Annotated in this window: 13 protein-coding genes and 1 pseudogene; 10 read left to right on the plus strand and 4 right to left on the minus strand. The window is 71.9% G+C overall.

Annotation, left to right across the window (positions count from 1 at the left end; genetic code table 11):
- The first annotated feature begins 184 nt into the window (after positions 1–184).
- Positions 185–3241, plus strand: coding sequence for a glycoside hydrolase family 9 protein (locus tag O7623_RS07490; RefSeq protein WP_282227860.1), 3057 nt, complete (start codon positions 185–187; stop codon positions 3239–3241).
- A 104-nt stretch (positions 3242–3345) separates the two neighbouring features.
- Here O7623_RS07490 and O7623_RS07495 read toward each other — a convergent pair whose 3' ends face one another.
- Entirely contained in the window at positions 3346–4284 is a 939-nt protein-coding gene (locus O7623_RS07495; RefSeq protein WP_282227861.1) for a 3-hydroxybutyryl-CoA dehydrogenase, read from the minus strand.
- Positions 4266–5261: a beta-ketoacyl-ACP synthase 3 gene (locus O7623_RS07500; RefSeq protein WP_282227862.1), complete on the minus strand. Its 996-nt coding sequence runs from the start codon at positions 5259–5261 to the stop codon at positions 4266–4268. The genes O7623_RS07495 and O7623_RS07500 overlap by 19 nt, the downstream gene beginning before the upstream one ends.
- A 666-nt stretch (positions 5262–5927) precedes the next feature.
- Between O7623_RS07500 and O7623_RS07505 the strand changes: the two genes are divergently transcribed.
- Complete coding sequence (locus O7623_RS07505) at positions 5928–6989, plus strand: helix-turn-helix transcriptional regulator (protein ID WP_282227863.1); 1062 nt, start codon at positions 5928–5930, stop codon at positions 6987–6989.
- Between the two features lie 70 nt (positions 6990–7059).
- Here O7623_RS07505 and O7623_RS07510 read toward each other — a convergent pair whose 3' ends face one another.
- The gene (locus O7623_RS07510) at positions 7060–7512 is read right to left on the minus strand and encodes a YbaK/EbsC family protein (RefSeq protein WP_282227864.1); all 453 of its coding nucleotides are present in this window, start codon (positions 7510–7512) and stop codon (positions 7060–7062) included.
- Between the two features lie 149 nt (positions 7513–7661).
- Here O7623_RS07510 and O7623_RS07515 point away from each other — a divergent pair, with 149 nt between their 5' ends.
- From O7623_RS07515 to O7623_RS07550, 8 genes are all read left to right on the plus strand, one after another.
- Complete coding sequence (locus tag O7623_RS07515; protein ID WP_282227865.1) at positions 7662–15035, plus strand: non-ribosomal peptide synthetase; 7374 nt, start codon at positions 7662–7664, stop codon at positions 15033–15035.
- A 4-nt stretch (positions 15036–15039) separates the two neighbouring features.
- The gene (locus O7623_RS07520; protein ID WP_282227866.1) at positions 15040–16203 is read left to right on the plus strand and encodes an NAD(P)/FAD-dependent oxidoreductase; all 1164 of its coding nucleotides are present in this window, start codon (positions 15040–15042) and stop codon (positions 16201–16203) included.
- Complete coding sequence (locus tag O7623_RS07525) at positions 16200–17660, plus strand: hypothetical protein (protein WP_282227867.1); 1461 nt, start codon at positions 16200–16202, stop codon at positions 17658–17660. The genes O7623_RS07520 and O7623_RS07525 overlap by 4 nt, the downstream gene beginning before the upstream one ends.
- Complete coding sequence (locus tag O7623_RS07530) at positions 17644–18567, plus strand: SDR family NAD(P)-dependent oxidoreductase (protein WP_282227868.1); 924 nt, start codon at positions 17644–17646, stop codon at positions 18565–18567. The genes O7623_RS07525 and O7623_RS07530 overlap by 17 nt, the downstream gene beginning before the upstream one ends.
- 9 nt (positions 18568–18576) lie before the next feature.
- Complete coding sequence (locus O7623_RS07535; RefSeq protein WP_282227869.1) at positions 18577–19794, plus strand: cytochrome P450; 1218 nt, start codon at positions 18577–18579, stop codon at positions 19792–19794.
- A gap of 2 nt (positions 19795–19796) precedes the next feature.
- Positions 19797–20243: a nuclear transport factor 2 family protein gene (locus O7623_RS07540; RefSeq protein ID WP_282227870.1), complete on the plus strand. Its 447-nt coding sequence runs from the start codon at positions 19797–19799 to the stop codon at positions 20241–20243.
- A gap of 45 nt (positions 20244–20288) precedes the next feature.
- Positions 20289–22232, plus strand: coding sequence for a radical SAM protein (locus O7623_RS07545; protein WP_282227871.1), 1944 nt, complete (start codon positions 20289–20291; stop codon positions 22230–22232).
- A 69-nt stretch (positions 22233–22301) separates the two neighbouring features.
- A complete protein-coding gene (locus tag O7623_RS07550) occupies positions 22302–23120 on the plus strand; it encodes a DUF364 domain-containing protein (protein ID WP_282227872.1) in 819 nt (272 codons plus the stop codon).
- Between the two features lie 253 nt (positions 23121–23373).
- On the opposite strand, the pseudogene O7623_RS07555 reads toward O7623_RS07550, so the two are convergent.
- Positions 23374–23586: pseudogene (locus O7623_RS07555) on the minus strand (helix-turn-helix transcriptional regulator); the annotation flags it as partial.
- Positions 23587–23783: the final 197 nt, after the last annotated feature.

A 23783-nucleotide genomic window follows, 5' to 3' on the forward strand; every position in this document is an offset into this window, starting at 1 on the left:
AAGAATTGCCAGCGGCGGTATCACAAAACATGATTTTTCTGTCAAATCGGACAGCATTGGGGCGCGGTCGCCGGACGACACGGCGACATCGATTGACACTCCCGAAACGCCCTGGCAACATCGTTGCAGATCTATGGGAGCGCTCCCAGAACCGTCCCCCGGCCCCATGCACGGAAGGACCCCCGTGACCCGACCCAGACGACGCCGCGCGGTCGCACTTCTCGCCGCCACCAGCGCCAGTGTCCTCGCGCTGACGGCCCTCACCGTGGCCTCGGCCCACGCCGAGGAACGCGAACACATCGTCAACGGCAGCTTCGACGACGGCACCACCGGCTGGTGGGCCACCGACAACGTGACCCTCGCCGCCACCGACGGACGGCTGTGCGCCACCGTCCCCGCCGGCACCGCCAACCCGTGGGACGCCAGCATCGGGCACAACGACATCCCGCTCATCGACGGTGCGGCGTACCGCCTGACCTTCACCGCCACCACCGACGTGCCGGCCACCGTCCGGGCGAACGTCCAGCTCAACGCCGCCCCCTACACCACCGTGCTGAGCCGCCAGCTCGACCTCGGCCCGACCGCCGAGACGGTGCAGGCCGAGTTCACCGCCAACCTCGACTCCCCCGACGGCACCTTCACCTTCCAACTCGGCGGCGGCACCGCCGACTACACCCTCTGCCTCGACGACGTCTCGCTGATCAGCGACGACAGCGCGCAACCACCGCCGGGCGGGCCGGAACAGATCACCAACGGCGACTTCAGCGACGGCACCACCGGCTGGATCAGCTACGGCACCGCCAGCCCCCAGGTGCTCGACGGGCGGCTCTGCGCGAACGTTCCCGCCGGTCTGGCCAACCCGTGGGACGCCGGCATCCTGCAGGAGGGCCTGCCGCTGATCGCCGGCGAGGAGTACGCGATCGCCTTCGAGGTCAGCGCCGAACCCGCCGCGACCGTCCGCACCGTCGTGCAGCTTGGTGCCGACCCGTACACCGGCTACTTCAACCGCGACCTGACGCTGACCGGCGACCCGCAGCGCGTCGAGCAGACCTTCGTCGCCACCGAGGACACCACCCGCGCCCAACTCGCCTTCCAGCTCGGCGGCAACGCCTCGGCGTACACATTCTGCCTGGACGACGTGTCGCTGCGCGGCGGCGAGGAGGAGCCGCCGTACGAGCCGGACACCGGCCCCCGGGTCCGGGTGAACCAGGTCGGCTACCTGCCTGGTGGACCCAAGAACGCGACCATCGTCACCGATGCCGAGACGCCGCTGGACTGGGCCCTGCACACCGCCGACGGCAGCGTGGCCGCCAGCGGCACCAGCACCCCGCGCGGGCTCGACGCCGCCTCCGGCGAGCAGGTGCACACCGTCGACTTCTCCGCGTACCGGGGTACCGGCACCGGGTTCACCCTGGTCGCCGACGGCGAGACCAGCTACCCGTTCGCCATCTCCGGCGACATCTACCAGCAGCTGCGCTCCGACGCGCTGCAGTTCTTCTACATCCAGCGCAGCGGCATCGCCATCGACGGCGACCTGGTCGGCGACGAGTACGCCCGCCCGGCAGGGCACCTCGGTGTCGCGCCCAACCAGGGTGACACGGACGTGCCCTGCCAGCCGGGGGTCTGTGACTACCGACTCGACGTACGCGGGGGCTGGTACGACGCCGGCGACCACGGCAAGTACGTCGTCAACGGCGGGATCGCCACCTACCAGCTGCTGAGCGCCTTCGAACGGACCAAGACCGCGCCCAGCGCCGACGGCGGCGCCGCCCTGGCCGACGGCACCCTGCGGGTACCCGAGCGCGACAACGGCGTACCGGACATCCTCGACGAGGCCCGCTGGGAGCTGGAGTTCCTGATGCGGATGCAGGTGCCGGCCGGCAGGCCACTGGCCGGGATGGCCCACCACAAGATGCACGACCGGAACTGGACCGGCCTGCCGATGCAGCCCGAGGACGATCCTGAGCTGCGTGAACTGCACCCACCGTCGACCGCGGCCACGCTCAACCTGGCGGCGGTCACCGCCCAGTGCGCCCGGCTGTACGCCCCGTACGACGCCGCCTTCGCCGGCCAGTGCCTGACCGCGGCGAAGACCGCGTACGCGGCCGCCAAGGCCAACCCGAACCGGATCGCCGACCCCAACGACGGCAACGGTGGTGGCTCCTACAGCGACGGCGACGTCAGCGACGAGTTCTACTGGGCCGCCGCCGAGCTGTACCTGACCACCGGGGAGCAGGGGTACCTGGCCGACGTGACGGCGTCTCGGCACCACACCGCGAACGTCTTCGACCCCAACGGCTTCGGCTGGGGCAGCACCGCCGCGCTGGGCCGGCTCGACCTGGCCACCGTGCCCAACGGCCTGGCCCCGCAGGAGCGGGAACGGATCCGGGCGTCGGTGACCGATGCCGCCGACACCTACCTGGCCACCTTGGCGGACCAGGCGTACGGGCTGCCGTTGCCGGGCAACCGCGGCTCCTACTTCTGGGGCGGCAACAGCAACATCATCAACAACGCCGTCGTGCTGGCGACGGCGTACGACATGACCGGTGACGTCGCCTACCGCGACGGCGCGGTGCAGGCGATGGACTACATCTTCGGCCGCAACGCGCTGAACCACTCGTACGTCACCGGGTGGGGCACGGTCTACCCGCGCAACCAGCACAGCCGCATCTTCGCCAACCAGCTCGACCCGGACCTGCCGATCCCGCCAGCCGGATCGATCGCCGGCGGCGCCAACGCCGGCCTGGACGACCCGTTCGCCCGGGACCTGCTGGCCGGCTGCGCGCCGATGTTCTGCTACGTCGACGACATCGAGTCCTACGCGACGAACGAGGTGGCGATCAACTGGAACTCGGCGTTGAGCTGGATCGCGTCCTTCCTCGGCGACCAGGGTGACGCCGCCGATGCTCCCGCCCCACTGGCCTGCCGGGCCGAGTACGTCAACTACGGCACCTGGGCCGGCGGCGGCGGCTTCACCGCCCAGGTCAACATCACCAACATCGGCACCACCGCGATCGACGGCTGGACCGCCCGGTTCGCCTTCACCGGCGACCAGCGGCTGCGCGAGGCCTGGCTGGCCGGGGTGACCCAGTCCGGTGCGACCGTGACGGCACGCAACGAGACCTACAACGGCCGGATCGGTCCGGGCGCCACGGTGATGTTCGGGCTCAACGCCACCACCGGTGGTGGCGCCAATCCGGCGCCGGAGCTGATCACCGTCAACGGGGTGGCCTGCTCCTGAATACCTGATGGTGGTCGGCCCGTTGCTTCCGGCAAGGCGACCGGCCGACCACCATCACCACGTCCGTGGTCGGCCCGGCAGACCTCGTCCGCGTGGCGGACCGTTCAGGCCGGGTAGTCGTAGAAGCCCCGGCCCGACTTGCGGCCGAGTCGTCCGGCCCGGACCATGCGGCGCAGCAGCGGCGGCGGGGCGTAGGTCGGTTCGCGGAACTCGGCGTAGAGCGCGTCCGCGACGGACTCGAGCACGTCCAGGCCGATCAGGTCGACCAGTCGCAGCGGGCCCATCGGATGCCGGCAACCGCCGACCATCGCGTCGTCGATCTCGGCGGGCCGGGCAAAGCCGGACTCGGCCATCCGGACCGACGCCATCAGGTACGGCACCAGTAACGCGTTCACCACGAAGCCGACCCGGTCCGGTGCGTCGATCACCTGCTTGCCGAGCTGCTGGGTGAGCAGATGCCGGGTACGGCGTACCGTCGTCGTCGTGGTCTGCAGCCCGGCGGTGAGCTCGACCAGTGGCATCACCGGCACCGGATAGAAGAAGTGGGTGCCCACGACCTGCTCGGGGCGGCTCACCGCCGCAGCCAGGTTGCCCACCGGGATCGACGACGTGTTGGTGGCGAAGATCGCCGTCGGATCCTTCACCACCTCGTCGAGCAGGGTGAACGCCTGCCGCTTGCGCTGCTCGTCCTCGACGGTGGTCTCCACCACGAGCTGCCGGTCGGCCAACTGACCGACGTCGGTGGTCAGCAGTACCCGGCGGTGGATCGCGGCGGCCGTCGCGGCGTCGTACACCGCACGTTCGACAGAGCGCCGCAGTGAGTCGGCGAGCCGGGCCCGGCCGGCGGCCAGGGACTGCTCGCTCGAGCCCACCAGGACGACGTCGAGGCCGGCCCGGCCGGCCACCTCGGCGATACCGACCCCCATCTGTCCGCAGCCCAGCACACCGACCCGGTCGATCCCCGGGTCGCCGTGCGCTGACGGATGGTCGGGCGCTGCCGGGCCCGGGTCGACGTCGGCCGGCGTCACCGGGTCGCCGTCCACCGCAGCAGCGCGGCGCCGACCGACATGCCGGCGCCGAAACCGGCGAGCACCACCGTCTGCCCGTCGTGCAGCAGGCCCGCCCGATTCGCCACGTCCAGGGTCACCGGCACCGAGGCGCTGCCGATGTTGCCGTACCGTTCGACGGTGCGGTGGGTGGTGGCGGCGGTGAGCCCGCAGCGCCCGGACAGCTCAGCCACCAGGACACCGTTGGCCTGGTGCGGCACGAAGTGGTCGACCTGCGCGGCGGGCAACCGCGCCTCGGCGAGCAGCGCGGCAATCGTCGCGGGCACCCGGTCGACGACGAACTCGCTCACCTGACGGCCGTGCATCCGCAGGTAGTGGGACCCGTCGGCGACCGTCCGCGCGGAGGCGGGCCGGCGGCTTCCGCCGGCGTCGATCCAGATCAGGTCCCGGGCCGCGCCGTCGGCCACCAGCTTGAACCCGTACAGGCCGCCGTCGCCGACGACGCCCAGGACGGCCGCGCCGGCACCGTCGCCGAGCAGGACCGCCGTACGCCGGTCCTGAAAGTCGAGAACCCGCGAGTAGATGTCCGCCGCGACCACCAGGGCCCGGGTGCCCGGTCGACGGGCGAGCAGCGCGTCGGCCAGTGCCAGGGCGTAGACGAAGCCGCTGCAGGCGATGTTGATGTCGAACGCGGCCGCGTTGCGGGCGCCGATCAGATCCTGCACGACGCAGGCCGTCGACGGCAGCGGAGCATCCGGCGTCGAGGTGGACAGGATCAGGTAGTCGATCTCGTCGGGATCGGTGCCGGCATGGCGCAGGGCCTGCTCGGCGGCGGACGCGGCCAGGTCCGAGGTGGCCTCGTGCGGCGCGGCGTAGCGGCGGGTCCGGATCTGCGTACGGGTGTCGATCCAGCCGGGGTCGACCCCGACACGGGCCGCGACCTCGTCGTTGTCCACCTCGTCCTTCGGCAGGTACGAGCCGGTGCCCAGAATGGCCACGGATGGTGTTCTCACCGTTGCTGCCCTCCGCTGGATGCTGCCGGGGCCGGACCGGTCGGCCTGGGTCGTGGCGGCCCGGTCCGGTGGCGGATGGTCAGTCTTGTCGGCGCCGGGTGCGGTATCCAGCGCGCGACGACGCGGGTAACACGATCACCGTCCATCCGGTGGCAGGTCCTGCCGTGGCGGGTCCTACCGTGACCGGTCGTCCGGTGCCTGGTCGTCGCAGGACCAGCATGGGCGTGACCTGGCTACGTCGGTGATCCGGCGCTGGTGGCACGGTTGCCGGTCAGCCGCCGAAGATCGGGGGCTTGCCGTTGTCACCCACGCGCGTGTAGAAAGCGAAAGGTAACTGAGCGGAACTCATCGATGTCTCGTGGTAATCGTCGGGCATCACGGGTGGCGGCCCGCGACGTGGGTTGCCGGCCGTGCTCCGGGCCCGGTGAGCCGGGCCGGCGCCGAGTGAACTCGTGGCACCCTCGCCAGCCGTCCACCACGCGCCACCGGGGCAAGGACCGTGTCGCGTTCCGGCAGGAGGACTTGTTGGCAGATCACGGCAGCCGGCGCGAGCCGACCAGGCACCGGCGGCGAACCGCCTCGATCTCCACCCATGGCGGCGGACACCCGCCGGATCGCCACCGCGGCATACCGCCGGTGGCAGTAGTCGACGGGGAAGGATGTGTGATGACAGAGTGGAAAGCCTGGCGTGACGAGATCCCGGTGTGCTCCGACTCGGAGCACGACCACGACGCTGCCGCCGACAGCACGGCGCGCCAGCGCACCGGCGAGACGTTCCTTCGGGCCCTCGGCTCCTTCTTCACCTCGCGACGAATCCGCCGCGACCCTTCCGCCGTCGGCCTGCCCGCCGACATCCGGCGGCGCACCCCCGGGCTGCGCCGCGAAGAGGTGGCGGTGCTGGCCGGCGTCAGCCCGACCTGGTACACACGGCTGGAACAGGGCCGCAACCCGGCACCCTCCACGGAACGGCTGCAACGGGTCGCCGAGGTGCTGGGCCTGACCGATCAGGAACGTCGCTACCTGTTCGAGTTGCGCCGGGTCGCCCAGGAGCCACCGGTACGGCGCGGCGCCCGGGTGGCGTTACGCGAGGCGCTGAGCATGGTGGCGGACATGTCGCACCGCTACCCCGCCTACGTCTGCAACGAGTACGGCGACGTGCTGGCCTGGAACCCGGCCACCACGCAGTGGTACACCGACTTCGGCCGGCAACCGGAGTACCGGCGCAACATCGTGTGGTGGATGTTCACCGACCGGCAGGCCCGCGACCGGCTGGCGAACTGGCCGGACGAGGCACGGTCGATCGTGGCGCACCTGCGCCGGTCGTCGGTCAACTGGCTCGGTGAGTCCCGACCGAGCCAGCTGGTCCATGACCTTCGGATCAGCAGCCCCAGCTTCCGCCGGATCTGGGACGCCCACCCCGTCTGCGACCACCAGCCGTGGATCCGGCACTTCCGACGGCCGGACGGCTCCGGCACGGTGGGCCTGCGTCTGCTGGTGCTCCACGACGCCACCTCGTCGGCGCTGAGCCTGTTCCTGCATCTGCCGGCCGGCAGCCGGCCCACCACGCCGGACCGGCGACCCGCCTCCGACGGGGGCCGGGCAGGCTACCGCGGCGGCGCCGCAGGGCTGGCGACCGGCCAGCCGAGCACCGCGCGGGCGCTGGTCCTCATCGGCGTCCCGGAGGCCACCTTGACCCGGTCCGACCGGGACGGCTACCGGGCCGCCTGACCCGCCGGCCCGCCGCGCCTGACCGGTCGGCTCACCCGCGTCGGACCAGCCTGGTCGCGAGCCGGTCGGCTCACCCGCGCAGCGGCTGGCCGCCGGTCAGCGCCAGCAGCTGCGGGTAGGTCGTGGCGAACATCGTGTACTCGTCCCCGCCGCCGGCCCACACCTGCGGGTAGTCGGCCAGATGCTGGTCCACCAGGGTCGGCAACGGGCGTGGATGGCCCAGTGGCGCGACTCCGCCGACGCGCTGGCCGGTCGCGGCGTGCACCAGCTCCGGGCTGGCCCGGCGGACCTTCGCGGCACCCAGCTGCGCGGCGACCAGCGTGGTGTCCACCCGGTGCGCGCCGCTGGCGAGCACCAGCACCGGCGCGCCGTCGGCCGCGAAGACGAGGCTGTTGACGATCGCACCGACCGCGCAGCCCAGCTCCCGCGCGGCGTCCGCCGCCGTCGGCACCGCCACCGGCAGCACCCGGACCTCACCGGTCACCCCCCACTGGCGAGGATCGACCCTTCCCTGCTCACTCACCTGCGCACCGTACCTGACCCGACCAGGGGTGGGCGGGACGAGGCTGGTCGCGGCAAGACCATGTTCCGGCCGCGCTGGATACCTGCGGTGGCGCGGGTGAGTCTGTTGCCTGGCAACCACGCAGGACGGTCGACCCACCGTCCACCGACATGCACGTGGAGCTCTCCTTGCCTTCATCCGCGCACCTTCCCCTCTCCCCCCACCAGCGAGACGTCTGGGTGGCGGCGTCCCGGTTCCCGCACCTGCCGCAGTTCAACTGCTGCATCTACGACCGGTTCGACGGCCGGGTGGACGTGCCAGCGCTCCGTGACGCCCTGGCTGCCGCGATCGCCCGCAACGACTCCTTCCACCTGCGGTTCGACGAGGCCGACGGCATGCCGTGGCAGTGGTACGAGCCGGCCGCGCCGGTGGTCGAGATCGTCGACTTCACCGCCACGCCCGACCCGGCGGCGGCGAGCGCGGCGTGGATCGCCGACCGTTTCGCCCGCCCGTTCCCGCTGCACCGCCAACGCCTCTACGGACTGTGGATCCTTCGGGAGAGCGAGTCCGTGGTCTACGCCTACGTGCAGTGTCACCACATCGTCTGCGACGCCTGGGGCCTCAACGTACTCATCGGCCAGGTCCGCGACGACTACGCCCACCGGGTACGGACCGGCCGGCCGACCCGCGTGGACGCACCGTCCTACGTACAGTCGGTGCTCGACCAGCAAGAGCAGATCGACGACGTCCGTACCGGGGCGGCCGGCTTCTTCCGGTCCTACCTGCGCGACGTGGAGCCGGCGCTGTTCCACCGGCGCAGTCCCGCCGGCACCCGGCGTACGGCGATCGAACGCTTCACCGTCGACCGTGCCCTGATCGACCGGATCAGAGCCGGCGGAGACAGCCCGTTCGCGTTCCTGACCGCGGTGATCGCCGGCTACCTGGGCCGGGTGCACCGCAGCGACGAGGTGCTCGTCGGCGTCTCCCTGCTGAACCGGCTCACCGAGACCGAGCGGGCGCTCACCGGCCACTTCGCCAACACCCTGCCGATGCGGGTGCCACTCGGCGGGGGCCGGTCCGTGCGGACCGTGGTGGACCAGATCCGCCAGGACACCCGGCAGCTCAAGCGCCACGAACGCTACCCACTCGGCGACCTGCTGCGCGACCTGCGCGCCAGCGGGGTGGGCCATCGCCAACTGTTCGACGTCACCATCTCCTACATGCGCTGGTCGGCGCCGGTGCCGGTGCCGGACGCCAGCTACCGCACCGTGGCCACCAACCCGTCGCACGATCCGGATGCGCTCGCCGTCCTGATCAACGAACTCGACGAGGTCAGCGACGTCGTGGTGGAGCTCGGCTACGGCTGCGACGTGTTCGACGAGGACCTGCCCATCGCCGAGGTCGGTCGACAGCTGACCACCCTGCTGCGCCACGCGTTGGCCGAGCCGACGGCCGCGCTCGCCGCGCTGCCCCTGCTCACCGGGGCGGAGATCGACGAGTTGGTCGCGGGCCACACCGACCCGCCGGTGCCGTACCCGCACGACACCACCCTGGCCGGGCTGTTCGCCGCCGCCGTGGACCGGCATCCGGACCGGGTCGCGGTCGTCGACGACGCGAGTGGGCGACTGCTCACCTTCGCCGATGTGGCCCGCAGCGTCGACGCGCTCGCCGCCGAGCTGCGCGAGCGGGGTATCGGGGCCGACGACCGGGTGGCGGTACTCGCCGCCCGTAGCCTGGAACTGGTCGTCGCGGTGCACGCCGTGGCGCGGGCCGGAGCAGCGTACGTGCCGGTCGATCCGGGCTACCCCGCACAACGGATCGCGATGCTGCTCGCCGACAGCGCCGCCCGGATCGTCCTGACCGACGGATCCGCGTCGGCCGCCGACGCCGTGGCGCAGATGCCGGCTCCCGGGTCGACGGTGGTCCCGGTGACGCCGTGGCTGACCAGGAGGCCCGGTGGTGCGACGGTGCCGTTCCCCCGACCGACCGATCTCGCCTACGTCATCTACACCTCCGGCTCCACCGGCCGACCGAAGGGGACGATGGTGGAGCACCGGTCGGTGGTCAACCGACTGCACTGGATGCAACGCCGGTACCCGATCGGCGGCGACGACGTGCTGCTGCAGAAGACACCGAGCTCGTTCGACGTGTCGGTGTGGGAGCTGTTCTGGTGGTCGTTCACCGGCGCCCGGCTGGCACTGGCCCCACCGGGCAGCGAACGGGATCCGGACCAGCTGCTGCAGGTGATCGAACGGTGCCAGGTGACCGTGATCCACTTCGTACCGTCGATGCTCGGACCGCTGCTGGACCTGCTGGAGAAGGCGCCGGCGCGCCGCCGCCAGGCGGCGAGCCTGCGCCTGGTCTTCGCCAGCGGCGAGGCGTTGACACCCGATCGGGTACGGCAGTTCAACCGGATCTTCCACGCCGACCCGCCGGCCGGCCGGCCACTGCCCCGGTTGGTGAACCTTTACGGCCCGACCGAGGCCACCGTCGACGTCTCGTACTACGACTGCCCGACCGGGCCGCAGACGGCGGTCGACCGGGTGCCGATCGGCCGGGCGATCGACAACATCCGGTTGTCCGTGCTCGACGCGCACGGCACCCCGCAACCGCCCGGCATCGCCGGCGAGCTGTGCGTCAGTGGTGTCGGGGTGGCCCGGGGATACCTCGACCGTCCGGACCTGACCCGGGACCGCTTCGTGGCCGATCCGTTGCGACCCGGCGAACGGATGTACCGCACCGGTGACCTGGCCCGCTGGCTGGCCGACGGGAACCTGGAGTATCTGGGCCGGCTCGACGAGCAGGTCAAGATCCGGGGCAACCGGGTGGAGCTCGGCGAGGTCCGACGCCACCTGGCGACGCTGCCCGGGGTGCGCGACGCGGTGGTGGTCGACCACCGGTCGGCCACCCACGGCACCCGGCTGGTCGGCTACTACGTCGCCGACCACCCGATCGACCCGACCGACCTGCGCACCGGACTGGCCCGGTGGCTGCCGGACTTCATGGTCCCGAGCTTCTTCGTCCGCATCGACGCGGTGCCGGTCACTCCCAACGGCAAGACCGACCGTCGGGCGCTGCCGGATCCCGTCGCCGGCCCGCACGGCCCGGACCAGCCGCGTACCCGCACCGAGCAGACGCTGGCCGGGATCTGGTCCGACGTGCTCGGTGTCGACCAGGTCGGGGTCTGGGACAACTACTACGGCGTCGGTGGCGACTCGATCCTGATGCTGCGGCTACGGGCCGAGGCGGCCCGGCACGGACTCGCGTTGACCCTGGGCGATCTGGTCCGCTGGCCGACGATCGCCGAGCAGGCGGCCCAGGCCGACCGGGCCGCCGCCACCGCCGCCATGGCCGACCCGGCGACGGCTTCGGCCCAGACGGCACCGCCGCAGCCGTTCGACCTGATCACCGACCGGGACCGGGCCCGGCTGCTGCACGTCGCCGACGCGTACCCCATCTCGCGGCTCAGCCTGGGTCTGCTCTTCCACAGCCGGGAGCGGGAGTCGTCGGCGGTCTACCACGACGTGTTCCGCTACACGCTGCGGTTGCCCTGGGATGCGCAGGCGTTGCACGCGGCGATGGAGGCGCTGGTCGCGCGGCACCCGGCGTTGCGCTCGTCGTTCCACCTCGCCGGCTACTCCGAACCGCTGCAGATCGTGCATCACCGGGTCGTCGGCTCTCTGACCGTGACCGACCTGCGCGAGGTCGACGCAGACACCGCGCAGCGGACCATCCTGGCCCACGTCGAGCACCGGCGGTTCCACCGTTACCGCCTCGACCAGCCACCGCTGTACCTGCTGCACGCCTTCCCCCGTACCGCTGCGGTCGACCTCGTCCTCAGCTTCCACCACGCGCTGCTGGACGGATGGAGCGTGGCCAGTCTGGTGCACGAGCTGGTCACCGACTACCAGCACCGGACCGGACAGGCGGTGACGGCACCCGTACCGGCCCCGGCGGTCAGCGGGGCGGAGCTGATCCGCCTCGAACGGGCCGCGCTCGCGTCGCCGCAGGCCCGCGCGTACTGGCAGGACCTGCTCGACGGTGCCGAACCGACCCAGGTCGAGGGGTTCCGGGCGTACCGGCCGCCGACCACCGAGCAGCTGATCGTCGTCGAGCAACCGGTACCGGCCGCGCTGCGCCAGGATGTCCGCCGGCTCGCCGGCGAACTGGCGGTGCCGGTGAAGTCGGTGCTGTTCGCCGCGCACTGCCTGATGCTGCAGCTGTTCAGCGGCGCGCCCGAGGTGGTCACCGGCCTGGTCACCCACGGCCGGCCGGAGGTTGCCGGCGGCGACCGGGTCGCCGGGCTGTTCCTCAACACCCTGCCGGTACGGATCCGGACGTCCGACGGTCCGTGGGCTGACACGGTACGGCAGGTCCACCTCGCCGAGCAGCAGGCGCATCCGTACCGCCGGTTCCCGCTGAGTGAGATCACCCGGCTGATGGGCGGGCAGCGGCTCGGCACCGCGTTCAACTACGTCCACCCGCACGCGCTGGCCCCACTGGTCGCCGGGCCGACGCCGGTGCTCACCGGGCTGCAGGTCTGGGAGGAGACCAGTTTCACTCTGCTGCTCAACGCGATCCTCGATCCAGCCGACGACCAGTTGCGGTTGCGGGTCGACTGCGCGGGCACGGTGTTCACCAGGGACCAGGCGGACCTGTACGCGCAGACCTACCTGCGCATCCTGGACCGGCTCACCCGGCACCCGCAGCAGGCGCGTGACTGGGGCTTCCTGGTCACCGCCGACGACACCATCGACTGCGCCACCGACTGCGCCGCCGCTGACGTTTCGGTCCGCCGACCAGCCGGCGGTGCGGTCCGCCCACCGGCCGCCGAGCCGACCGACGTGGTCCGCCAGTTCCGGGACCAGGCCGCCCGTACCCCGGACGCGCCCGCGATCGGCGACGGCTCCCGGCGATGGACGTACCGGCAGCTCGATGCGGTCACCGGGCGCATCGCCGCCCGCCTGCGGGCCCTCGGGGTGGGCCCGGACGTGGCGGTCGGCGTCGCGATGGACCGCAGCGCGGAACTGGTCGCCGTCGTACTCGGCATCTGCCGCAGCGGTGGGGCGGTCGTCCCGCTGGACGTCAGCTACCCCCGCGAGCGGATCCGGGCCGTGCTGGAGATCGCCCGGCCGGTCCGGATCGTCGCCCACCGGGCACACCGGGGCCTGCTCGGCGACGGGTCGGACCCGACCACGCTGCTCGAGGTCGACGACCTGATCGCCGACGACGGTGACGACCTGTTCGCCGCCGCCGGTGTCGGACCGGCCGGGCAGCCGGACCCGGACCCGGACCCGGCGCTGGACCTGGAAGCCATCGCCTGCATCCTGTTCACCTCCGGCTCGGCCGGCCGGCCCAAGGGCGTCGAGCTGACCCACCGGCTGTGGGCAAACTACGTGCAGTGGCAGGTGTCCGCGCCGACCGGGGCGGGAGCACCCCGTACGTTGCAGTTCGCCCCGCTCGGCTTCGACGTGTCGTTCCAGGAGATCTTCTCCACCCTGGCCTGCGGCGGCGAGCTGCGCATCATCAGCGAGGCGGACCGGCGCAACCCGTCGGCGCTGCTGCGCACCGTCGACGAACACCAGGTGGAACGGGTCTTCCTGCCCTACGTCGCGCTCCAGCAGTTCGCCGAGGCGGTCGAGGCGCTCGATGTCGTCCCGCAGGCGCTGCGCGTCGTCGTCTCCTCAGGTGAGCAGTTGCGCATCACCGAGGAGATCCGCCGGCTCTGCCGGCGGCTGCCCGGTCTGCTGTTGGAGAACCAGTACGGCCCGACCGAGACGAACCTGGCCTCCACCTGGCTGATGTCCGGGGACCCGGACCGGTTCCCGGTGCTGCCGCCGATCGGCCGGGCGATCAGCGGTGCGCAGCTGCACGTGCTCGACGATCGGCTGCGTCCCGTCCCGACAGGTGCGCCCGGGGAGATCTACCTCGGCGGGGCCTGCCTGTCGCGCGGCTACCGGGACGAGCCCGAGCTGATGTCCCGGGCGTTCCTGCCGCACCCGGGTCGGCCTGGCGCCCGGCTGTACCGCACCGGCGACGTCGCGATGGTGCTGCCCGACGGAGACGCGGTCTGGTTGGGCCGCCGGGACACCCAGGTCAAGATCCGCGGCTTCCGGGTGGAGCTGGCCGAGGTGGAGGTCGCACTGCTGCGGGCCGCCGAGGACCAGCCGGCGATCCGTGAGGTGGCGGTGGTGGCCCACCGGCGGGAGGCCGGCGACGCCCTGCTCGTCGCGTTCCTGGTCGGCGACGCCGACGCCGCCGACGTGTCCGATCTGGGCAAGCGGCTACGGGTCAGCCTGCCGGACTACATGGTGCCGGCGCACTTCGTCTGGCTGCCCCGGCTGCCGGTGACCCCGAGCGGAAAACGCGACGACGCCGCGTTGCGCCGGCTACCGCTGCCCACCGCCACGGCGGGCCGGTCGGCGCCGGCCCGCGACGGCTACGAACGGGCGCTGGCCGAGCTCCTGGCCGACCTGCTGGGGCTGCCACAGGTCGGCATCCACGACAACTTCTTCGATCTCGGCGGCACCTCGGTGGCCGCGATGCGCCTGGCGGTCACGGTCGAGCAGCGCTACGGCGTCCACCTGCCCATCGCCGCGCTCGTCGCCACCCCGACCGTCGCCGAGCTGGCGGTCCGACTCCGGCAGCGGTCCGCGCCGGTGGCCTTCGACCCGCTCGTCCCGCTGCGCCGCGACGGCACCCGGCCGCCGCTGTTCCTGGTGCATCCGCTCGGCGGCAACGTGCTCTGCTACGTACCGCTGAGCCGGCACCTGCCGGCCGACCAGCCGGTGTACGCGCTGCAGGCGGCCGGCGCGGACCCCGGGGCCGAGCCGCTGCGCAGCCTGCCGGAGCTGGCAGCCAGCTACCTGGCGGCGGTACGCCGGGCCCGTCCCACCGGCCCGTACGTGTTCAGCGGCTGGTCGTTCGGTGGCTTCGTCGCCCTGGAGATGGCCGCCCAGTTGCGCCGGGCGCAGCCGGACGCGGAGATCCGGGTGATCCTGCTGGACTCGATCACCCCCGGTACGCCGACACCGGAGGCGGTGGCCGACGACGCCCTGCTGGAGTGGTTCTTCTGGGAGCTGTGCTGGTTCGAGCGCGGTGCCACCCCCACCGAGGCGCTGCCCAGCGGGCTGCCCGAGCGCGGCGACCGGCTCGACTTCATCCTGCGGCGGGCGGTGGCGGCCGGTGTGCTGCCCGACGGTAGTTCACGCGGCGTGGTGGAGCGACTGTTCGGGGTGTTCCAGGCGAACTGGCAGGCACTGCTCGACTACCGCCCGCCGCCGTACGTCGACCCGATCGTGCTGCTACGGGCCAGCGGCGAGCTGCCGGCACCGCTGCGCCCGATGCACGAGGCCGCGCACAGCCGGCACGCCGACCCGGACAACGGGCTGACCGACTGGGCCGGCGGTGGCCTCACCGTCGTGGAGGTCCCCGGCGACCATCTCGACCTGCTCGACGAACCCCACGTCCGGGTGCTCGCCGACCGGCTGAACGCCTGTCTCGTGTCCGATCCGACGCCACCGCAACCTTCTGTCGAGGAGTGAGCCAATGAGCAGTCCACCGCCGACGGCCATCGTCGTCGGTGCCGGGATCGGCGGTCTCACCGCCGCCGCGGCGCTTCGTCGCACCGGCTACCAGGTCAGGATCTTCGAACGGGCCACCGACCTGCTGCCCGCCGGCAGCGCCCTGGCGCTGACCTGCAACGCGTCGGTCGCGCTGCGCCAGATGGGCATCGAGCTGAACCTCAACGGCCGGGCCGTGCAGTGGGACCGGCTGCACTTCAAGACCGCGGCCGGTCAGGTGATCCGCACCATCCACTACCGGCACTTCATCCAGGAGTTCGGGGTGCCGATGCTGGCGGTGCACCGCGCCGACCTGCAACAGGCGCTGCTGGAGCAGGTCGGCGAGGAATCGGTGACCCTCGGCGCGACCGCGACCGGGTACGACGTCGACGGCGACCAGGTCCAGGTGGCCTTCAGCGACGGGCACACCGTACGCGGCGACGTCCTGATCGGTGCCGACGGGATCCGGTCGGCGGTCCGCCGGCAGCTGCTCGGCCCGGAAGAGCTACGCGACGGCGACTACATCTGCTGGCTCGCGACGCCGCACTTCACTCATCCCCGGGTGACCCCCGGCTACGCCGCGCACTACTGGGGGCGCGGACGGCGGTTCGGGCTCGCCGACATCGGCAACGGCCGGGTCTACTGGTGGGGCACCTTGAACATGCCCGGTGAAGCCGCCCGGACCTGGAAGGGCGACCGGGAGGAGATCGAGCGGACCTACGCCGGCTGGGCCGACGAGGTGGGCGCCGTCCTGCGGGCCACGCCGGACGACACCATCATCACCATTCCGGCCCAGGACCGCCCGTTCCGCGGCTCGTGGGGCACCGGCCCGGTGACCCTGCTCGGCGACGCCGCCCACCCGATGATGACCAGTCTCGGCCAGGGCGCGGCGATGGCGGTCGAGGACGGCGTGGTGCTCGCCCAGTGCCTGGCCGGTGCCGACACGATCAGCGCCGGGCTGCGCGCATACGAGGACGCCCGCCGCCCCCGTACCCACCAGATGGTGCAGGCGTCGTACGCGCTGAGCCGCATCGAGCAGGCCGAACATCCGCTGGCCGTGCTCGGCCGCCGGCTGTACTTCCGCTGGGTGCCGCAACGCTCGATCGACGCGCGCAACCGGGCGGCGCTGACCTTCCAGGGGGCGTCGTGAGCAGCCGGCCGGCCACGACCGGTCCGCTGTCGGCAGAGGCGGTCGTCGACCGGGAGCTGAGCCCGGTCGAACGCTGGTACTGGATCGCCGACCAGCTCTCACCGCTCACCGTGATCGCCCGGGTCCGGGTGCACGCCACGATCGCGGGCCCGGTACTACGCGCGGCGCTGGACGTCGTGCAGCGACGCCATCCACTGCTGCAGGTCGCGATCCGCGCCGACGAGGACGGACGCCATCCACGGTACGTGGCCACCGACCGGCCCGTCCCGCTGTGCGAACCCACCGCCGCCGGCCCCGACGACGCGGACAGCTGGGTGCGGTGGTGCAACGAACACGAGCTGGTCGACCCGATCGACTGGCACACCGGCCCGCTGGCCAGGGCGACCGCCCTGACCATCGGCGGCGGCGCACCGCCGGCGGTCGATCTGATCATCGCCCTGCCGCACAGCGTCGCCGACGGCACCACCGTGCTCGCCCTCGTCCGGCAGTGGGCGCAGCAGTGCGCCCTGCTCGCCGCCGGACCCGACGACGGCGCCGCCCCGCCACCGCTGGGGCTGACCGCCGCCGCGTCGACGCGGCCGCCGGCCCGCGAGCGCGCCCTGCCGCCCCCCGACGACCTCCTACCGGAGCCGCACCGGGGGGCGGCCGGGGCCGCCGTGCTGCAGGCCAAGCAGGAACGCGACGGACAGGACATCAGCCGGTACCGGCCGGCCCGGTTCGAACCCACCCGGTACGTGCCGTTCGAGCAGCGCCGTACCGGCCTGATTCACCGGGAACTCTCCGCCGACCAGCTCACGGCGCTGGCCGACGCCTGCCGGCGGGAGGGCACGAGCGTCCACGGGGCGCTGGTGGCGGCGCTGGCCAGCGCGGTGGCGGCCGAGCGGTCCGACGTCGCGTACCTGATGATCGGCTCGCCGATCGACTTCCGTGCCGCGTTGGACCCGCCGGTCGGTCCGGACGAGGTCGGCACCTACGTGGCGACCGTACCGTCGCTGGTGGACTGCCGGTCCACGGCGACGGTGTGGGACCGGGCCCGGTCGGTCAGCGCCGACGTCGCCCGACGCCGGGATCTCGGCGAGCATCTCGCCCTGGTGAACCTGGTCCGCGGCGGCTGCCCGCCGAGCGTGGCCGAAGGCCGTCCGTTCCTGGAGTTCATGGAACAGACCAGCCCGATCAACCTGTGCGTGTCCAACGTCGGCCGGTACGACTTCCCCGACCGGCTAGGCGACTGGGCGCTGTCCGGCGCGCAGTTCATCACCGGGTTGTCGGTCAACGGCTACTTCGTCGCCACCGTCACCACCAGCGGAGGCCGGCTGTTCTGGAACTTCACCTACATCCGGGAGGCGGTGGACGAGCAGCGGGCCGTCGCCCTGGTCGACAACTGTCTGCACACCCTGCTGACCGCGCTGCCGGCCGCCCGTACCGAATCGGAGGACTCGCATGTGGATCAATCGTGAGCCGGTACCACCGCACGGACGCTGGGTGCTCGTCACCGGCGCGTCGTCGGGGCTGGGCCGGCAGGCCACGGTCGAACTCACCCGACACGGCTTCAACGTCTTCGCCGCCGTGCGACGGGCCGCCGACGGCGCGGACCTGCGGCCGGCCGGCACCGGAGCCGTCCACCCCGTACTGCTGGACGTCACCGACGACGCGGCGCTGCACCGCGCGGCGGAGGAGATCGCCGCCGTGACCGGCGCGGCGGGCCTGTGGGGGCTGGTCAACAACGCGGGGATCTGCATCACCGCGCCGCTGGAGTGCGTCACCCGGGAGCAGTTGCGGATCCAACTGGAGACCAACGTCGTCGGGTCGGTGATGGTCACCCGGGCGATGCTGCCGGCGCTGCGGAGGTGCGGCGGCCGGATCGTGAACGTCACGTCGGGGCTCGGCACGGTCGCGGTGCCGTACCTGGGCGCGTACGCGGCGTCGCAGTTCGCCAAGGAGGCGCTCAGCGACATCATGCGTCGGGAGCTGCGCGCCTTCGGCATCGCGGTGAGCGTCGTACAGCCTGGCGCGATCATGACCCCGATCTGGCGCAAGACCCGGGAGACCGCGTTGCGCACCCTGCAGGCGGCACCGGAGTCGGTGGCCGGGCTCTACCGGTCGTCGTTGCTGAGCTTCGTCGACGCCAACGAACAGGGCGCTCTCGCCAGCACCACCACGATGCAGGACTTCGCCGACGCGGTCCGCACCGCGCTGACCGCACACCGGCCGAAGATCCGCTACGTCGTCGGCGCCGACGTCAAGAAGGCCCGGTTCATGACCCGGCTGTTGCCGGCTTCCGCCTTCGACCGTCAGCTCGGCGCGATCGTCGGCCCCCCGCCGGCCGTCGGCCGGGAACCCGCCAGTACCTCCCCCGGCCGCTGAGGAGACCTCGTGACCCACGCACCGCAACATTCCACCCTGATCCTCGGCGAGGAGATGATCTCGCCGCTGCATCCGCTCTACGACGGGCTGCGGGTCGACGGACCGGCCCGGCCGGCGTACCTCGCCACCGACCATCCGGTATGGATCGTCACCCGCTACGACGACGTCCGGACCGTCCTGGCGAGCCCGCACGTGGCCCGGGACGCGACCGCCGCCGCCGAGCTGTTCACCACGGTCACCGGCGTGCACCGTCCGGTGATCGGCGGCACGCTGATCGGGCACATGCTCAACGCCGACCCGCCGGACCACACCCGACTGCGGTCGCTGGTGACCCGGGCGTTCACCACCCGACGGGTGGAGCACCTGCGGCCCCGGGTGGAGCAGATCGCCGACCGGCTGCTCGACGCGATCGCCGACCAGGATCAGGTCGACCTGATGTCCAGCTACTGCTTCCCGCTGCCGTTGGCGGTCATCGGCGACATGCTCGGCATCCCCGCCGACGGCCAGGAGCGTTTCCGGGGCTGGGCGCAGCAGCAGGCCACCCCGCTGTCGCCGGACGCCGCCGAGGCCGTCGCCGCCGAGATCACCGCCTACCTGGAGGAGCTCATCGCGGCCAAGCAGGCGCATCCGGCAGACGACCTGCTGACCGCGTTGATCCAGGCCCGCGACGACGGCGACCGGCTGAGCGGGTCCGAACTCGTCGCCATGACCTACCTGATGATCATGGCCGGTTTCGAGACGACCATGAACCTGATCGGCAACGGCGTACTCACCCTGCTGCGCCACCCGGACCAGCTCGCCGCGATCCAGGCCGACCCCGGCCTGCTACCGAAGGCGATCGAGGCGTACCTGCGCTACGACGGCCCGGTGCTGATGTCGATGCTGCGGTTCACCACCGCCCCCGTCCAGGTCGGCGAGGTGACCATCCCGGAAGGTTCCTTCCTGCTCGCCTCGCTGGCGCACGCGAACCGCGATCCGCAGCGCTTCCCACCTCAGCAGGCGTACGACGTCCGCGGCCCCTCCGACGGCCACCTCGGCTTCGGCCACGGCATCCACTACTGCATCGGGGCGCCGCTGGCCCGGGTGGAGGGCCAGATTGCGATCGGCCGGCTGCTGCAGCGCTTCCCGCAGCTGTCGCTGGCCGCCCCGGTGGAGAGCCTGCGCTGGTTGGACACCACGTTCCTGCGCGCACTGATCAGCCTGCCCGTATCGACGAAAGGCGCATGAGCATGCCTACCGGAGCTACCGCCCGTACCGCCGCCGAGCGGTTGTTCGCCCACCACCTCGACCTGCTCGAGCGCAACGCCATCGCCGACTGGGTCGCCCTGTTCACCCCCGACGGCGTGCTGGAGTTCCCGTACGCCCCGGCGGGCTGGCCGGCCGTCTTCCGCGGCCACGAACAGATCCGCGCACAGATGGACAAGTACGCCGAGAACCTGTCACTGCGCTTCGACGAACTGCGGTTCCACCCGAGCGCCGCGCCGGACCTGGTGGTCGCCGAGTTCACCGGCACCGGCACCGCGTTGGCCACCGGGCTGCCGGTACATCAGACGTACATCTCGGTGGTGTGGACCTCAGGCGATCAGATCCGCCACTACCGGGACTTCTGGAACCCGGCGGTGGTCCTGGCCGCGCTGGGTGGGGAGTCCGCAGCGGCCGAGGTGGCCCGTGGTTGAGCCGACCGCCGACGGCCACGTCCCGGCACGACGGGGTCGATCAGGATGACCGCAGGAGTACGTGCCGTCGTCGCCCACCCCGGGTTCGCCGGGCCGCCGCCGGTCGACCGTGACGCGGCGACCCGGCGGTTGGCCCAGCTGCACCGGCAGCGGGCCGCCGCGCTGGCCGCCGACTGCCCCGGTGACGACATCCGGTCCCAGTGGCGGGCCCGCGCCTTCCCCGTGCTCGCCGCGCTGGCGCCGGTGATGACCTCGACCGAAGGGGAGATCACCTACCCGGGCGACCCGATGTGTCTGTACGCGGCGTTGAGCGTCACCGTCGACGCGGCCCTGCAGTCGGCGGCCGCCGCCCCCGAGCACCGCGCCGCCTTCCCCGGACTCTGCCCCGACTGGGGTGTCGCCCCGTCGAAGGCCTACCGGCTCGCCGCGCAGCACGGGCCACGGGGCTGGCACACCGCGGACAGCAACTCCGACCGCAGTGTCTTCGACCCCCGCGTCTGGGACGCCCCCGCACGGGAGCAGCTGCGCGACGACGTACGCCGCCGTCGGCCCCGGGTCTTCCTCGTCAGCACCGTCTCCCCCGGCCACCGGTACGCGCTGCAAATGGCCGAACTGGTGAAAAGGGAGGTCCCCGACTGCCTGGTGGTGTTCGGCGGGCGGCACATCGACGAGACGATGCGCTACCGCCCGGACGGCACCCTCGCGCTGGAGTACAGCGCCACCCTGCGGGCCATCGACGAGGGCCGGGCCCGGCCGGTGGTCGACTTCCTCATCTCCGGTGACGGCTACTTCAGCTTGCACCTGCTGATGCAGGCCATCGCGCTGTCGATGGACATCCGCACCCGCGCCACCGACGTCGACGAGGTGGTGGCGACACTGGACCTGCTCGCCGCCGCCGGCGAGCAGGTCCCCGGTACGTCGCTGCTGTGCGCGCGTACCGCCGACGCGGTGCACGCCTTCCCGATCAAGGGTGCCGCATACGATCTGGCCGACCTGCCGATGCCGTACCAGGGTTTCGCGATCCGCGCCCGGTTCCCGGTCTTCCCCCGCCCCGACGGCACTCCGGCGCGCACCGCCCACATGACCGTCTCCAACGCCTGCCCGTACCACTGTGACTTCTGCTCGGAGGCGGCGCCGCTCGCCGGCGGGCTGCGGCGGTTCCGGACCGAACCGGTGGCAGCCGCCCTGGAACGGATATGTGCGTGCGTGAGCTACGGAGCGGAGGCGGTCTTCTTCGACGACTCGATCTTCTGGAGTGGGAACTTTCCGCTGATCCGGGCCTTCTGCACGGAACTGGCCGCGCTGCGGGTGGCCAGCACCCCGGCGGAGCTGCCGCCCCGGTACCGCAAGTGGATCGAGGACGAAGGCGACTGGCAGCGGCTGCGGCAGTTGCGCTTCGGCGGGCAGGTCACCGTCGACCTGCTGACCACCCTGCACAAGGAGACCGATGTGGTCGACACGCTGCGGCTGCTCAAGCAGGCCGGCTGCGGCTACCTCTACCTCGGTATCGAAAGCATGTCCGAGCAGGTGATGGTCAACATTCACAAGAATCTGCGCCGATCGGCGCAGTTCCCCTGGCCGCAGAAGGTACGGACCGCGTTGGAACGCATCCGCGACGCGGGTATCCCGGTCGGCTCGTCGGTGCTGTTCGGCCTGGAGGGCGAGGATCGCACATCGATCGAGGAGACGATCGACGGCGTGGGCGAACTGATCGACGCCGGCCTGTTGATGCTGGCCAGCCCGAACATCCTCACCTACCATCCGGCGACCCCGATCACCCGGCAGCATCAGATGGCCGACTCGCTCGACTACCACTCGCCCACCGTGGACAATCGACCACCGTACATCTATTTCGAGGAGGCATTTCCCGGGGTCGTCTCACGGCGGTTGACCGAGGACGACATCTGGTACATCCACGAGGCGACCCAGCGGCGCTGGGGCACCCGGCGCAACTCGGCGCCGGCGGAGCCGGCCGCCGATCCGCACTGAGCGACACCGTCGCCACCAGCCGACACCGGTTCCCCACCAGCGACAGCGGCAGGAGCAGGAGCAGCACCGATGGACACCATGTTGGACACGTTGCGTACGATCGTGCGGGACCGCAGCCGAGGGATTCCCGACGAGGACTTCACCCTGCGCGGCCTGTGGAGCGTCGACTACCGCGCCTACCCCACCCCGTACGAGCGGTTCATGACGTACAGCTTCGTGATGGCGCAGGCGAAGCGGCAAGGTTGCTGCTATGCCGACTTTGGATCGGTCCGGCTCAGCGGCGAGGTCGACGCCCTGCTCGGCCAGGACAGCCGCGAGGTACGGGGTCTGTCGGTGGAGGAGGACATCGCGATCCTGGACGCCGCGTTCGGCTCGCTGCCCACCCGGCCCACCCGCCGGCACCTCATCGACGGCCTGCCGCAGGACAAGGCGCTGGTCCGAGCGAGGATCGTCGTCGACGAGGCGATGGCGCTGCTGAGCGCGACCGGCGGGCGGCGGGTCGCGAACGTGGGGGTGATGGGCAACCTGATCCACCACCTGCGCACCGAGGACGTCCAGATCACCGCCAGTGACTTCGATCCGGACCTGATCGCCAACGGCATTCTCGGCGTACCGGTGGTGTCGGGGCAGGAGAGCGCCCGGCTGATCGCCGAGAGCGACGTCGCGCTCGTCTGCGGGGAGACCCTCCCGAGCCACACGCTGACGGCGCTGCTGGGCACTGCCGCCGAGCACGGCACCCGCCTGGTGGTGTTCGCCGTCACCGGCTGCCACTTCGCCGAAGCGTACTGCACGGACTTCGGTATCGACGTGGTGGTCAGCGAGCCGCAGCCGCAGTACCTCTTCCAGGGACAGTCGACGATCGACGTCTACCGCCGTCGGTCGGGCTGATCCGTCACCCCGGGTTGATCATGATCGGCCAGGTCGGTCAGGTGAGACGCCGGGGCCAGCCCACCGGACGCACCACCCGGGCCCGCACGGCCCGGCGGGCGGCAGACACGTCGGTCCTGCCGGCCGGACGGCGGGACACCGCGCGGCGGGGTCGGCCAACGGCGTCGACCCCGCCATGCAGGACCGGCATGCGCCCTCGGGCGACGCCACGCAGCGGAGCCGGGACCACCGTGGGCTGGATCTTGGTCAGCTCCTCCAGCACCTGCTGCAGCAGCTCCTCCAGCGGTACGCCGAGCGCGCGGCAGATCGAGGCGAGGATCTCCGACGACGGCTCCTTGCGGCCGCGTTCCAACTCCGACAGGTACGGCGTGGACACGCCAGCGGCCCGCGCCACGTCCTGCAGGGTCCGCCCCTGCCGCAGCCGGATCCTGCGCAACACCGAGCCGATAACCTGTCGCAACAGCATCTCGCTCCGCCCGCAGTCGTGATCACCTCTGGCGGCGGAACACGCACCAGCCGCTGAAGTCCAATCTAGCTGACCGCGATGCGCTTGTGGAGCGCGACGGCACGGGACGGACACGGCGACGACGGACCGGTCGGCATCGGTCGACGATGTGACGAACGTACCGGCGGCGCGGGCCGACCGCGCCGCCGGTACGACGA

Origin of the sequence: Solwaraspora sp. WMMD791, assembly GCF_029581195.1 — a bacterium.
Taxonomy (GTDB): Bacteria; Actinomycetota; Actinomycetes; order Mycobacteriales; family Micromonosporaceae; genus Micromonospora_E.

Excerpts from the sequence above, each read along its gene's own strand:
- O7623_RS07505 (WP_282227863.1), top strand. The coding sequence starts at position 5,928 with ATGACAGAGTGGAAAGCCTGGCGTGACGAGATCCCGGTGTGCTCCGAC.
- O7623_RS07515 (WP_282227865.1), top strand. The coding sequence starts at position 7,662 with ATGCACGTGGAGCTCTCCTTGCCTTCATCCGCGCACCTTCCCCTCTCC.
- O7623_RS07520 (WP_282227866.1), top strand. The coding sequence starts at position 15,040 with ATGAGCAGTCCACCGCCGACGGCCATCGTCGTCGGTGCCGGGATCGGC.
- O7623_RS07530 (WP_282227868.1), top strand. The coding sequence starts at position 17,644 with ATGTGGATCAATCGTGAGCCGGTACCACCGCACGGACGCTGGGTGCTC.
- O7623_RS07540 (WP_282227870.1), top strand. The coding sequence starts at position 19,797 with ATGCCTACCGGAGCTACCGCCCGTACCGCCGCCGAGCGGTTGTTCGCC.
- O7623_RS07545 (WP_282227871.1), top strand. The coding sequence starts at position 20,289 with ATGACCGCAGGAGTACGTGCCGTCGTCGCCCACCCCGGGTTCGCCGGG.
- O7623_RS07550 (WP_282227872.1), top strand. The coding sequence starts at position 22,302 with ATGGACACCATGTTGGACACGTTGCGTACGATCGTGCGGGACCGCAGC.